The 12541-nt window shown below is 65.1% G+C and carries 12 protein-coding genes; 4 read left to right on the plus strand and 8 right to left on the minus strand.

Features of this window, described 5'->3' with window-relative positions; all coding sequences use genetic code 11:
• Nucleotides 1–4: 4 nt before the first annotated feature.
• The gene (locus LGN19_RS09675; protein ID WP_226214259.1) at nucleotides 5–1618 is read left to right on the plus strand and encodes an intermembrane transport protein PqiB; all 1614 of its coding nucleotides are present in this window, start codon (nucleotides 5–7) and stop codon (nucleotides 1616–1618) included.
• A 179-nt stretch (nucleotides 1619–1797) separates the two neighbouring features.
• Nucleotides 1798–2151, plus strand: coding sequence for a hypothetical protein (locus LGN19_RS09680; protein ID WP_174958249.1), 354 nt, complete (start codon nucleotides 1798–1800; stop codon nucleotides 2149–2151).
• Between the two features lie 106 nt (nucleotides 2152–2257).
• Here LGN19_RS09680 and LGN19_RS09685 read toward each other — a convergent pair whose 3' ends face one another.
• The 8 genes from LGN19_RS09685 to LGN19_RS09720 all read right to left on the minus strand — a co-directional run bounded on the left by LGN19_RS09685 (nucleotide 2258) and on the right by LGN19_RS09720 (nucleotide 9777).
• The gene (locus LGN19_RS09685) at nucleotides 2258–3229 is read right to left on the minus strand and encodes a WD40/YVTN/BNR-like repeat-containing protein (protein ID WP_174958250.1); all 972 of its coding nucleotides are present in this window, start codon (nucleotides 3227–3229) and stop codon (nucleotides 2258–2260) included.
• Complete coding sequence (locus LGN19_RS09690) at nucleotides 3216–3818, minus strand: hypothetical protein (protein WP_226214262.1); 603 nt, start codon at nucleotides 3816–3818, stop codon at nucleotides 3216–3218. Before LGN19_RS09690 ends, LGN19_RS09685 begins: the two co-directional genes overlap by 14 nt.
• Nucleotides 3819–3890: 72 nt before the next feature.
• Nucleotides 3891–4793 carry a DUF4424 domain-containing protein gene (locus LGN19_RS09695; RefSeq protein WP_226214264.1) on the minus strand — a complete coding sequence of 301 codons (903 nt, stop codon included), beginning with the start codon at nucleotides 4791–4793 and terminating at the stop codon, nucleotides 3891–3893.
• A 202-nt stretch (nucleotides 4794–4995) separates the two neighbouring features.
• Nucleotides 4996–5871: an alpha/beta fold hydrolase gene (locus tag LGN19_RS09700; RefSeq protein WP_175221723.1), complete on the minus strand. Its 876-nt coding sequence runs from the start codon at nucleotides 5869–5871 to the stop codon at nucleotides 4996–4998.
• A 109-nt stretch (nucleotides 5872–5980) separates the two neighbouring features.
• Entirely contained in the window at nucleotides 5981–6898 is a 918-nt protein-coding gene (locus tag LGN19_RS09705) for a LysR family transcriptional regulator (RefSeq protein WP_011355987.1), read from the minus strand.
• A 181-nt stretch (nucleotides 6899–7079) separates the two neighbouring features.
• Complete coding sequence (locus LGN19_RS09710) at nucleotides 7080–7325, minus strand: DUF3717 domain-containing protein (RefSeq protein WP_043178075.1); 246 nt, start codon at nucleotides 7323–7325, stop codon at nucleotides 7080–7082.
• Between the two features lie 264 nt (nucleotides 7326–7589).
• Nucleotides 7590–9125, minus strand: coding sequence for an amino acid permease (locus LGN19_RS09715; protein ID WP_174958254.1), 1536 nt, complete (start codon nucleotides 9123–9125; stop codon nucleotides 7590–7592).
• Between the two features lie 409 nt (nucleotides 9126–9534).
• Complete coding sequence (locus LGN19_RS09720; protein ID WP_164462653.1) at nucleotides 9535–9777, minus strand: hypothetical protein; 243 nt, start codon at nucleotides 9775–9777, stop codon at nucleotides 9535–9537.
• Here LGN19_RS09720 and LGN19_RS09725 point away from each other — a divergent pair.
• A complete protein-coding gene (locus LGN19_RS09725; RefSeq protein ID WP_226214266.1) occupies nucleotides 9716–11248 on the plus strand; it encodes a sensor domain-containing diguanylate cyclase in 1533 nt (510 codons plus the stop codon). The two genes, LGN19_RS09720 and LGN19_RS09725, sit on opposite strands and share 62 nt — an antisense overlap.
• A gap of 163 nt (nucleotides 11249–11411) precedes the next feature.
• A complete protein-coding gene (locus LGN19_RS09730) occupies nucleotides 11412–12482 on the plus strand; it encodes an FUSC family protein (protein WP_226214273.1) in 1071 nt (356 codons plus the stop codon).
• Nucleotides 12483–12541: the final 59 nt, after the last annotated feature.

Here is a 12541-nt window from a genome sequence, read left to right on the forward strand (position 1 = left end):
GCCCGTGTTGCGCGGATGCGTGCCGGCCCGCACGCGGGCGGTGCTCGTCTGGATCGTGCCGCTCGCGGCCGCTGCGCTCTGCATCGCATGGGGCATCGCGTCGTTCGGCAGTCGCGGGCCGACGATCACGATCACCTTCGCGACCGCCGACGGGCTCGCAGCCGGCCAATCGACACTGCGGCTGCGCAATGTCGACATCGGCCGCGTCACGCGCGTTCGCGCGTTGCGCGGACAACCAGGCGTGACGATCGATGTGCATCTGAACGCCGACGCGCACGCACTGGCGGTGGCCGACACACGCTTCTGGATCGTGCAGCCGCGCATCGGGCCCGGCGGCCTCTCCGGTCTCGATACGGTGCTGTCCGGTTCGTACATCGCGGCCGCGCTTGGCCATTCGCGCGAACCGCACACGACGTTCACCGGGCTCGATACGCCACCCGTCACCGAAGAAGGCGGCCGTCACTACACGCTGCGCGCGACCTCGCTCGGCTCGGTTGCGATCGGTTCGCCCGTCTATCACCGGCGCGCACGCGTCGGCCAGGTGACCGGCTATGCGCTCGACGCCGACGGGCACGGCGTCTCGATCGACGTGTTCGTCGCCGCGCCATTCGATCGAGCGGTCGACGTCGATGCGCGCTGGTGGCAGGCCGGCGGCCTCGGCCTGCGGCTCGGCGCGGGCGGCATGCAGCTCGACACGCCGTCGCTCGCCGCGCTGCTCGGCGGCGCACTTGCGTTCGCCTCGCCGCCCGGACGCGCACCGGGCCGCGCGGCACCGGACGGCGCACGCTTTCGCGTAGCCGATGATGAAATCGACGCGATGCGCACGCCGAACGCGCAGCCTGCGCCCGTCGTGATGCGTTTCGATCGTTCGCTGCGTGGCCTCGAGATCGGCGCGCCGGTGGAGTTTCGCGGCATCGAACTCGGCAACGTGACGGCCGTCGGTACCGAATACGATGCGGCACGCGGCGACGTCGCGATGCGCGTGACGATGGCGCTCTACCCCGATCGCCTCGGGCAGCGCTACCGCGACACGCTCGGCAACGGCGAGTCCGAAGCCGGCAAGGCACTGCTGCGCACGCTCGTCGCGCGCGGCTTGCGCGGCCAGTTGCGCGTCGGCAACCCGATCGCGAACCGCTCGTATGTCGCGCTCGACATGTTCCCGAATGCCCCACCCACCTCGGTCGACACGCATCGCGAGCCGATCGTGTTGCCGACCGTGCCCGGCACGCTCGACGTCCTGCGCGTCCAGATGACCGATATCGCCGGCACGCTTTCCCGGTTGCCGCTCGATCGCATGGGTACGGATCTGAACGCCGCGCTCGTGAATACCGATGCGCTGTTCAGGCAACTCGATACCGAACTCGCCCCGCATGCACGCGCGGCGCTGGGCACCGCGCGGCAGTCGTTCACGGCCGCGCAGGCGATGCTCGCGCAACAAGGTGCCAATACATCGAACATCCGCCGCACGCTGACGCAATTCGCGCGAACTTCGAGCGCGCTGCGCGCGTTGGCCGACGATCTCGAGCAGCATCCGGAGGGGTGGATGCCGAATGCATCGCGCGCCACCGAGCCGGCCGATGCAGCGCATCCTGCGAATACGGCGAATACGACACGATGAACGCGTCTCGCCGCGCAGATGCATTTTTGCGACGACCGCACTCACCGCATGCCAAATTTCCCGTGCAGCAGTATGCTGATGTCGTACGGCTGCGCACGACGCCTCGGGTAATCCCTTTATTTGCACGTTGTCGCGCCGCCGTCGCGACCGCAATCATGCGTTGCAAGGAGGGATTCGTGATGGCAACCACGCATCAGCACTTCCACCTCGAACTACGGCACGCCACCGCGCCGACCTATTTCATCAGCTACCTGTTTCCCGCCTTGCTGTTCGTTTACGAACTGCTGCGCGTCGGCCAATGGATCCGCGATCACGGGATGCACTTCGCCGGGTTCAAGCAGATGGGTTACGAGTATCTGTTGATGCTGCTGTTCGTCGGGCTGCAGATATTCGTCGAAGCGATCTTCCTGCTCGGCGCCGCGATGCGCCGCGACAATCGCGACTTCGAGCACCGGCTGCCGAACGTGATCCTCGGTATCGGCTGCTCGATCGCACTGCTCGCGATCGACCTCGCGATCCAGCTCGCGTTCTGAGGGCCCGCTGCCCGCTCGGGGGCTCAGGCGCCCGAGCGGTGCAGGAAATCGCAGACCGCGGCGAGCACGTCGACCGTCCGCCCGCATCGTCGCTCGATGACTTATGTCAGCGAGTCTTGGACTCGTTCATGACAGGCTTGCTTCTAGAACGCATTTGCCCTTCCAGCCAGTATGGCGGGATACGGGACATCAAGCTGCTCTGCCACGTGAGCGGCGTCCATGTCTTGCCACCATCCTCCGAATACACGATCTCGGGATTGTCCTTGTCCGCCATATGCGCATAATTGGCTGCGAGCCAGACATGGTTCGGATCGGCAACGTACGCACTGACAGCCTGGGATATCGTATCGGGCAATTGGGTCGTGACCCACGTCATGCCATCGTCGGAGCGGATCAACGTTCCCTCGGTCGTGCCCGTTATCCACCAATGTCCGTTCGGTGTCCAACCCAGTTCAAACAGATAATCCGGGTTGCCGAGATCGGTCGATTTTACGGCGCATGTCTCGGGCGAAATACTGACGGCAAGATAACGGGTATCGCCGGCCTGATTGCCGCCCAACGTCACCAGGCCGACCAGCGGCCCGTCCGCATCGACGAAGCGGATGACACCGCGCAGGAACTCGCTGGCACTTCCGTCTGCCGGATCAAGGCCCAGTTTCCTGACATTGACTTCGCACACGTGCCCACCACGCCGGACCTTCACCGAATGACGAACATCGTCAGCAGACACGGTGTAATGAGCGCCGAGGACGATGGCTCGTCGATCTGCGTCGGTTTTTACCACACGACCATTGGCGCTATCGATGACCCTGTTGCCGATGTAGAAGCGCCCCTGCGTGTCGGCGCTCACCAATGGCCAATAGAAACCCGCCGTATCTGTCACGGCGATTTGCCGGTCATCAGTCAAGACGAACCGCAGGTACTCCGAGTACTTCTGGAAAATCGTCAGCCGACCGATCTCCAGCTTGTGTACCGGATTGTCTGCGCCTGAATTCGCCGCATCAGCGACGCTTGCCGCGCCCCCGAATGCAAACAAGGCTGCAGCGAGCGTAGTCTTGATCCATTTAGCGCACTGCATCGGATTCTTCCTTACCCAATTCCGAAAGCCAAAACTTTGAGTTGCCGATAATCGTGCCACTATGACGCGCCGAGCGGGATCTGAAGTTATCGTATATATATTTCGAGTTCAGCCCACCTGCAATGAAAGCCTGCACTGCGTCGATTGATTCCTGCAAATCAGAACACTCGCTCTTTCCCAACGCCTTATACTTCGGATTTCCAGAATTAATGAATTTCGGCCTCGGCTTCGGCTGCAACGAGTCAAATTGACCGGCAGCATTGCAAACCATGGAAAAAGTCTTGGCAATGTAATCGTTTCTTGGATAGCCCTTTCGATTCAATCTGAAATAGAAAACGTTCAGCAGAGCCTCTTTCTCGATCCGGCGGTCGCTTTCATCGGGCAGTATCCCTGCTCCGCTCGACTCCGCATACAACACCCGGGCCAGGTAATTCAGGTCTGCCCCAGAGAACGTCAGATTTGCCGTACGCGGAGGACTGTTGGCGATCTTGAACGTTTCTTGCTCAGCGATCCATTGGGGTTGACAAATATTGACCTCAACGCCTGCCGAATCATTTTTAGGGGTGACCTTTCCTTGTGCCTGGGCCATTGCCTGTTTCTCCTGATGCACTTGCAGAACTGTAAGCCGTTCGTCGTACGATTTACTGATTTGCAGCGATAGTTAACGGGCCGGGCTCGAAATAACCAGAATCGATAACTTCGCATCCGAATCGTCGATCCGGCCTGTTGCAGGAAGCGACGCACCGTCGCGCGGGGTCAAGCCGCACGTGAGCGACAACAACGGTCGTCCGCCCATCCAGTCGGGGCTTGGCTGCGACAGGCTCACTTTGACCGGCGCCCTGTTTATGAAGGAAACGGGCACGACGTATCGCTGAACCAGAATCTGTCCGGATCCCGCATCCATCGCGTGCAGCCTTTGTGTCACTTGCGCGACGTCGCCGCAGTGCTGCTCGACGAGACGGGCAAAACGCGCACTCGTCACCTCATCCAGACTGAACTGCGGCAGCGCCTGATAGCGGATGGTCAATACGCCCGTCGAATCAGCCGGCACCGGAATGGCCCAGGAGTACGACACGAAACCTTCCCAATCGCGGCCATCGCTCAGTTTCATTCCCAACTGAGGTTTAATTCGAGCAACTTTCGCGAGATCGCTCTCTTCACTCGGAAGCGGATCCAGGCCTGCCGCCCTTACCTCGCCGGTCACGTCCTTGCCGAGAAAGAACGCGCGCCGCCCGGTGACGAGCGGAATCGCTTTTCCGTCGAAGGTCACCTTCAAATCAGAAAAGCTTTTGTCATAATTCTCCTCGCCAGCGCCAAGACGGTGAAACAGTGGCGTGTATGCGTAATACCCTCTCTTCACCAAAGCATGTGTTTCATTGCTCAATCGCGCCGAGACGGTGATTGTTTTCCCATCCAGCGACATCTCGACGTCAGATGGCCGGGCGTTGCGCTGTATCGCGCCGATCGTCAGCGGCACCGCATCTTCGAACTCGAAGGCCTGTGTGCATGTGGCCGCCATCGTCATGACCGCCCCGATCAAAAATCGCTTCGCACTCTTCATCATTTAAAATACCGACACAGCGCGGTCACATTCTCAATTCGGCGTCCGTGAGGTCGCCATTTTTTTTCAACCCGATGGTTGTCGCCTTATGCAGTCCCCCTCGCCGGTCTCGCGCGGGCCAATATACGCTGCGCAGGCGCGAACGATTCCCCTGTTTTCAGGCCAGGACGGCGGATCGACAACTCATCGCACGACCATCCTGCGCTCACACCCCATGCCGCGTCAGGAAATCCTTCACCGCGTCGAGCACGTCGGCCGTGCGCTCGCGGTGCGGCACATGCCCGCATTCCTTCAGCATCACGACGGACGACGTTCCGGCCACTCGCGACGCGATGCGGTTCGGGTGCACGGACGAGCCGTATTCGTCCTGCGAGCCGTGGATCGCCAGCGTCGGGCAACGCACGTGCGGCAGCACGTCGTCGAGGCTCCAGTCGCGAAAGGCCGGCGACAGCCACGTATCGACCCACGCGCGCAGCACCCATTCGGCCTTGTCGCCGTGATAGCGCGCGAGCCGGTCGAGCTGGCCCGGTTCGTCGAATTGCTGCCCCGCGTCGCGAATGCCGGCCAGCGTGCGATCCTCGACGTACGCCTGCGCGGCGATCGTCACGAGCGCGCGGCAACGCTCCGGATGCGCGGCCGCACACCCGACCGCCATGCCGCCGCCGACGCTGTGCCCGAGCGCGACGAACGCGTCGACGCCCAGTTGTTCGAGCAGTGCCGCGAACGCACGATCGGCCTCGTCGCGCACGAACGTCGTGCCGAGTTTGCCCGGATGACGATCCGAGCGGCCGAAGCCGAGGCGGTCGTAGGCGATCACGTCGCGCTGCGTGGCGCTCGCGAGCTGCGCGGGGAAGTCGCGCCACAGTTCGACGCAGCCGAGCGAATCGTGCAGCAGCACGATCGGTGCGGCCGGCGTAGGTGCGGCCGGCTCAGGTGCGGCCGGCGTAGGCGCGGCCGGCTCAGGCGCGCCCACATTCAACGCACCCGCTGCCTGTTGCGCCGGACCGCCGCGCCAGCGTTTCGCAAAGAGGCGCCCTTGCGGCGTCTCGACGGTTGTCTCCTCGGTCACGATATCGGTCATGTGTCTGTCGTCTGCATGAAAGCGGCCGCCCCTCGGCGGCCACACTGGATCCTGCGATGTTGGCCCGCGCCCGCACACAGCGTCAAGCAAGCCCCCACCGCTCGCGCGTTCATTCGGGCTGCGGCGGCAGATACTCCATCTGCGCCTCGTCGTACAGCCGGTAGATCAGCGCCTGCATCGCGCGGAGATCCTCCGATTCGTCGAGCATCCGCATGCTCATGATGATCGGCGACACGAGGTTCGGATCGTCGAGCGGCTTGTAGCTGATGTCGTCGCGCTTCAGCCCGTACACGCTGTGCGGCACGACCGACACGCCCTCGCCCATCGCGACCAGACCGAGCGCGATCTGCAGTTCGCGCGTCTCGTAGATCTTGCGCGGCTGCAACGCGCGATCGTGGAAGGCCGCGAGCACCTGGTCCGCATAGCTCGGGCGCGGCGCCTTCGGAAAGATGATCAGCGTGTCGTTCACGAGATCGTGCAGCGACAGCACCGGCTTCGCGCTGTCGAGCGGATGGCCGACTGGCAGCGCGACGATCATCCGCTCCTCGCGCAGCACGACGCGCCGCACGCTCGGATCCTCGTGGCGAATGCGTCCGAACCCGACGTCGATGCGCCCTTCCTTCAGCGCCTTGATCTGGTCCATCGTCGACATCTCGTGCAGGCTCAGCTCGACGGCCGGATACTCGCTGCGAAAGCGCCGGATGATCTTCGGCAGCATCCCGTACAGCGTCGAGCCGACGAAACCGACCGACATGCTGCGCTCGATCTTGCCGACCCGCTTCGTCATCGATTCGAGTTCGGTCGTCTGCGCGAGCAGCTGCACCGCGTGCGAATAGAAGAAGCGCCCCGCGTCGGTCAGCTTCAGCGGCCGCGCGTTGCGCTCGAACAGCGGCACGCCGAGCGCTTCCTCGAGCTGCTGGATCTGCCGGCTCAGCGGCGGCTGCGCGATATGCAGCCGTTCGGCCGCCCGCGTGAAATTCCGCTCTTCGGCGACCGCGACGAAGTAGCGGAGGTGTCTCAACTCCATGTTCGATGCCTCCCGGACAGCGATCCGGCGTTCAACCCGGGCCGGATGATGTCATCACGATACCGCAGGCGGCGGAAACCGCCACGCGCACGGCCCCGCGCCGCCCAAAGCAAAACGGGAAGCCCGCGAGCTTCCCGTTAGTTTCATCGACGCCGCATCACAGCGGCGTCTCGACCGCCCGTCACACTTCGGTCGCGTAGAGCGCGTCGCGCTGCGCGTCGCTCAGCGAGTCGAGCGGCACGTCCGGCAGCTGGTAGCAGATCATCGTGCCGTACAGCTCCGCGAGGCAATTGCTGCCGGCGTCGAGCGCGTAGCCGTCCTCGCCGTCCGGCGCCGGCGGGTACACCTCGCGCCACGCGTTGATCGCGGCTTCGAGTCGCACGATGGAAACGGGTCCGGCCTTCCGCTCGGCGGGTGATGCGCTCATGGATTCCTCTGGGTTGCGCGCTCCGCGGGCCGTATCGGCCCGGATGGAACGATGAAAACGCCGGGCATCGCGCCGGCCGCCGCACCTCGCGCGCGCCGGATGCCGATCCGCGCTGCACGCCTCGCGCCGGCCGGGCCGTGGCCCGGTAGGGTCGGGCAATATAACCGGCTTTGACCCCGTGCAGGCAAAAGCCGGGCAAAAAAAACGGGAAGCGCAAGGCTTCCCGTTTCGTCGCATGTCGCGCGGCCGCTGGCCGCGCCCGTGTCAGCCCGCGGTTTCGCGGTTCGCCACCGGCTGCCGCTGCGCGCCGCGGCTCGCGGCGATCCACGGCGCGATTTCCATGTCTTCGTAGCGCACGAAGCGGCTCTTCTTCAGGAACCGGAAGCCGAGCCACACGACGAGGAACAGCGGAATGCCGACATAGGTCGCGGCCACGCCCGCCCAGTCGATCCGGTTCGCGAGGAACGCCTGATAGTCCTGGCCGAGCGCGATCACGAGGCACAGCACGAACGCGAACAGCGGGCCGAACGGGAACCACTTCGAGTGATACGGCAACTGGTCGAGCGAGTAGCCCTGCTTCACGTAGCCCTTGCGGAACCGGTAATGGCTGACCGCGATGCCGAGCCACGCGATGAAGCCCGTCATCCCCGACGTGTTCAGCAGCCACAGGTACACGGTCTTGTCGCCGTACAGCGACGTGAAGAAGCACAAGGCGCCGACGGCCGTCGTCGCGTACAGCGCGTTGCGCGGCACGCCGCCGCGCGACAGCTTCGCGAAGATCCTCGGCGCACGGCCTTCGGTCGCGAGGTTATAGAGCATCCGCGTGGACGCGTACATGCCCGAGTTGCCGGCCGACAGCACGGCCGTCAGGATCACCGCGTTCATCACGCCGGCCGCGAACGCGAGGCCCGCGTGGCGGAACACGAGCGTGAACGGGCTCACGCCGATGTCGGTCACGTCCGTCTTCAGCAGGTTCGGATCGGTATAGGGAATCAGCACGCCGATCACGAAGATCGCGAACACGTAGAACAGCAGGATCCGCCAGAACACTTGGCGCACCGCGCGCGGAATCGTCGTGCGCGGGTTTTCCGATTCGCCGGCCGCGACGCCGATCAGCTCGGTGCCCTGGAACGAGAAGCCGGCGATCATCGCAACGCCCATCAACGCCGGCAGGCCGCCCGCGAACGGTGCGTCGCCGATCGTCAGGTTGCCCCAGCCGTTGCTCGGCGCGCCCTTCAGAATGCCGAAGATCATCAGCAGGCCGACGCCGATGAACGCGACCACGGTGACGACCTTGATCAGCGCGAACCAGTATTCGGCTTCACCAAAGCCGCGCACGGTCAGCGCGTTGAGCAGGAACATCACGCCGAGGAACGCCGCGCTCCACCACACGCCCGGCACGTCCGGAAACCAGTAATGCATCACGAGCTGCGCGGCGACGAGCTCCACCGCGATCGTCACGGCCCAGTTGTACCAGTAGTTCCAGCCCAGCGCGAAGCCGAAGCCTTCGTCCACGTATTTCGCGCCGTAGGTCGCGAACGAGCCCGACACGGGCATGAACGCGGCCATTTCGCCGAGGCTCGTCATCAGGAAGTAGACCATCAGGCCGATCGCCATGTACGCGACCATCGCGCCGCCGGGGCCGGCCTGCGAGATCGACGCGCCGGACGCGACGAACAGGCCCGTGCCGATCGAGCCGCCGATGGCGATCATCGTCAGGTGGCGCGCCTTCAGCGCGCGATGAAGCTTGGGTGGGTTCGCGGGCGAACCGGGTGGGTCGGATTTCGGAATTGCGGACATAAACGAGACGAACGTTGAGCGGGCCGGCATCCGTAGCCGGCGCATGCGGAATCGGAGCGCGGTGCGCGTCCTGCGATGCATTCGATGCGGCCCCGATACGCGTTGCGCGGCGGGCGCCTGCGGCGAAGCGCGGATTCTACCTGATTCGTCACGGGGGCAGTTCAGGTGCCGCCACCCGCCGCCATCACGGAGATTTCGCAGAATCAAGGAGTTGGCCGCATCGGAACGGGCCGTGGCCGGATGCCGGCGTCAAAACCACGCGTTGCGGGCGGGTATCCGGCTTTCCGATCCGCCCGGTGTGTCGCCGCTGTCCTGTCGCAACCCTCCCGAACCCGCGCCGATACGCAATATCGCCAGATAATCGCGTCATTATTCAGACAAAACAATCAATATCGATCATTGATTCAAATCAAATCACCCGAGCGTAAAGCGGTAATGATGCGTAACAATTTCGAATCGCCATATCCGCATGCATGTTTTGCATGCGCACGCGAATGTCAGGAAATCGCGAGATAATGCGAGCCAATTCGAAATAAACAGCGCGCGGAATCGCCAACGACGCGAAAATCCGCCGCCCGCCACCCCCGAGGATGAAGTCATTCACGCTGCCCGCCGCGCTGCGCCGCCATACCGCGTCGATCGTGGCACGCATTCTGTCGCCCCGCGGCGTGCTCGTTGCGGGGATCGTGCTGCTGGTGTTCAGTTGGGGGCTTTCGACGTCGCTTTTAATCGAGGCGCGGCGCGACGCATATGACCATGCGGTCGAAAATGCGCGCAACCTGATGCTGCTGATCGAACGCGATATCGCGCGCAATATCGAACTCTACGATTTGTCGCTGCAGAACGTCGTCGACGGCGTGGCCGACCCGGAACTGATGACCTTGCCGCCGCGCCAGCGCCACCGGCTGCTGTTCGACCGCGCGGCGACCGGCGAGTATCTCGGGTCGATCTTTGTCATGGATGCGCACGGCAATATCGCGATCGATTCGAGCGCATCGCCCGCGCGGCAAGGCAATTTTGCCGACCGCGAATACTTCGCCGTGCATCGTGACGGGCTCACGCAGGGCCTCTACATCAGCCGGCCGTATGCGTCCCGGCTGCGCGGGGGCGCCCTGACGATCGCGCTGAGCCGCCGGATCAGCCGGCCCGACGGCACGTTCGCCGGCATCGTCGTCGGCACGCTCAGCATCGACTACTTCCGCGCGCTGCTCGACGGCCTCGCCGTCGGCAAGCACGGCAGCGCAGCGATCGTCGAGGACAACGGCACGCTCGTGTCACGCCTGCCGTACGACGCGCGCGTGGTCGGCCTCGACCTGCACGACTCGCAACTGTTCATCGAATCGCAACGCGCCCGCGCCGGCGTGCTGACCGGCACCGGCGCGATCGACGGGATCCGGCGCATCTATGTTTACAAGCATCTCGCCGGCCTGCCGCTGATCGTCGACGTCGCGCCCGCCGAGATCGACATCTACGCGTCGTGGCACCACCGCGCGGTCTGGACCGTCGTGCTGATGTGCCTGTTCACCGGCTTCATCGCGTGGGGGTCGCTGGCGCTGTCGCGCGAGCTGAAGCGTCGGCAGATCGCCGAATCGAAGCTGTACCGGCTCGCGCACACCGACGCGCTGACGGGCCTCGACAACCGCGGCACGTTCGACACGGTGCTCGCGAAGGAGGCACAGCGCGCGTCGCGCAGCGGCCGCCCGCTGTCGGTGCTGTTCGTCGACGTCGATCACTTCAAGGCGTTCAACGACTACTACGGCCACCCGGCCGGCGACGACGTGCTGCGGCGCGTCGCGCAAACCGCGTCGCGCTGCCTGCGCCGCGACAGCGATCACGTCGCGCGCTACGGCGGCGAGGAATTCGTCGTCACGCTGCCCGACACCGATGCGAAAGGCGCCGCGATCGTCGCCGAGGCCATCCGGCGCGCGATCGTGGGGCTCGACATCGCGCACATGAACAGCCCGTACGGGCGGGTCACGGCGAGCATCGGCGCGGCGACCGCCGCCGACGGCCGCCTGAACGCCGCGACGCTGCTGCGGCGTGCCGACGAGGCGCTGTACCGCGCGAAGTCCGGCGGCCGCAACCGCGTGCTGGAGGCGCAGCCGTCCACCGCGAACGCATGACATCGCCATGACGTGACGTGAAGTCGCGCGGCGGCCGGCCAGGCCGGACGACCGCGCCGTGGACAGTCCTCCCGCGTTCGGCTAGCGTTACGTCTGCTGCACAGGCGGCGCGGCGCCGTCCCGCGCAGGCCGCCATGCGCATTCCGGCCACCCCAGCTCCGACATGACCGCCCCGCTCCCTACCCGGCTGCCGCCGCTCCTGCGCAACGCGCTCCGCCCGCTGCTCGACCCGTACCGCCGCTACCGGCACGCGAAACTGATCCATGCGGCGCGCGTCTCGCTCGCGATTCTCGTGTCGATCGCGCTGTCCACCGGCCTGAACGTGCCGCACGGCGAATGGTCGACGATTACCGTGCTGATCGTCGTCGGCGGGCTGCAGCACCACGGCAACATCCGCAAGAAGGCGGCCGAGCGCGCGCTCGGCACATCGATCGGCGCGCTCGCGGGGCTCGGGCTGATCCTGCTCTATTCGTTCCTGCACGCGCCGCTCGCGATCTACCTGCTGATGGCGCTCGCGTGCGGCTTCTGCGCGTACCACGCGATCGGCAAGGCCGGCTATATCGCGCTGCTGTCGGCGATCACGATGGTGATCGTCGCCGGGCACGGCGACAACGAGATCGTCGACGGCCTGTGGCGCGCGGTGAACGTGCTGACCGGCATCGCGATCGCGCTGGCGTTCTCGTTCGCGCTGCCGCTCTATGCCACCTACTCGTGGCGCTACAAGCTCGCCGACGCGCTGCGCGCGTGCGCCGCCGTGCATACGCGGCTCGCGGGCGACCGCCACGTGAGCGACGACGCGCACCTGAAGGAAATGGCCGCGCTGAGCGCGCTGCTGGTGCAGTTGCGCTCGCTGATGCCGTCGGTGTCGAAGGAATGTGAGACGTCGATGACGCAGCTCGAGGCGATCCAGCGCAGCCTGCGCCTGTGCATCGGGTATCTGGAGATCCTGTCGAGCGCGGTGCCGGCCCGTGACGACGTCGCGGCCCGCGAATACATGCGCGTCGACATGAAGGCCGTGAACCGGCGCATCCGCGACACGCTGGTCGGCGCGAGCCGCGCGCTCAAGTTCGGCACGCCGAGCCGGCTCGCGCCGCGCCGCCGGCCGGCCGACCTGCCGCACGACGCGCCGCCGCCGCAGTTGTCCGGGTACGTATCGATCACGGCCAAGCTGGCCGCGGAAGTCGACCAGTTGCGCGAGAAGCTGCTCGATACCGCACAGTCGTGGAATATCTGAGATTTGCGGGAATCCGGGCTTCGCGCCCCGACCTTTCATTTGTCTTTCTTTGCGGCAAA

This window comes from Burkholderia sp. AU30198 (genome assembly GCF_020419825.1).
GTDB lineage: Bacteria > Pseudomonadota > Gammaproteobacteria > Burkholderiales > Burkholderiaceae > Burkholderia.

What these genes read in the sequence shown, in the direction of transcription:
- LGN19_RS09680 (WP_174958249.1), top strand. Translation starts at nt 1,798, where the DNA reads ATGGCAACCACGCATCAGCACTTCCACCTCGAACTACGGCACGCCACC.
- LGN19_RS09685 (WP_174958250.1), bottom strand. Translation starts at nt 3,229, where the DNA reads ATGCAGTGCGCTAAATGGATCAAGACTACGCTCGCTGCAGCCTTGTTT.
- LGN19_RS09690 (WP_226214262.1), bottom strand. Translation starts at nt 3,818, where the DNA reads ATGGCCCAGGCACAAGGAAAGGTCACCCCTAAAAATGATTCGGCAGGC.
- LGN19_RS09695 (WP_226214264.1), bottom strand. Translation starts at nt 4,793, where the DNA reads ATGATGAAGAGTGCGAAGCGATTTTTGATCGGGGCGGTCATGACGATG.
- LGN19_RS09700 (WP_175221723.1), bottom strand. Translation starts at nt 5,871, where the DNA reads ATGACCGATATCGTGACCGAGGAGACAACCGTCGAGACGCCGCAAGGG.
- LGN19_RS09705 (WP_011355987.1), bottom strand. Translation starts at nt 6,898, where the DNA reads ATGGAGTTGAGACACCTCCGCTACTTCGTCGCGGTCGCCGAAGAGCGG.
- LGN19_RS09710 (WP_043178075.1), bottom strand. Translation starts at nt 7,325, where the DNA reads ATGAGCGCATCACCCGCCGAGCGGAAGGCCGGACCCGTTTCCATCGTG.
- LGN19_RS09715 (WP_174958254.1), bottom strand. Translation starts at nt 9,125, where the DNA reads ATGTCCGCAATTCCGAAATCCGACCCACCCGGTTCGCCCGCGAACCCA.
- LGN19_RS09725 (WP_226214266.1), top strand. Translation starts at nt 9,716, where the DNA reads ATGAAGTCATTCACGCTGCCCGCCGCGCTGCGCCGCCATACCGCGTCG.
- LGN19_RS09720 (WP_164462653.1), bottom strand. Translation starts at nt 9,777, where the DNA reads ATGCGTGCCACGATCGACGCGGTATGGCGGCGCAGCGCGGCGGGCAGC.
- LGN19_RS09730 (WP_226214273.1), top strand. Translation starts at nt 11,412, where the DNA reads ATGACCGCCCCGCTCCCTACCCGGCTGCCGCCGCTCCTGCGCAACGCG.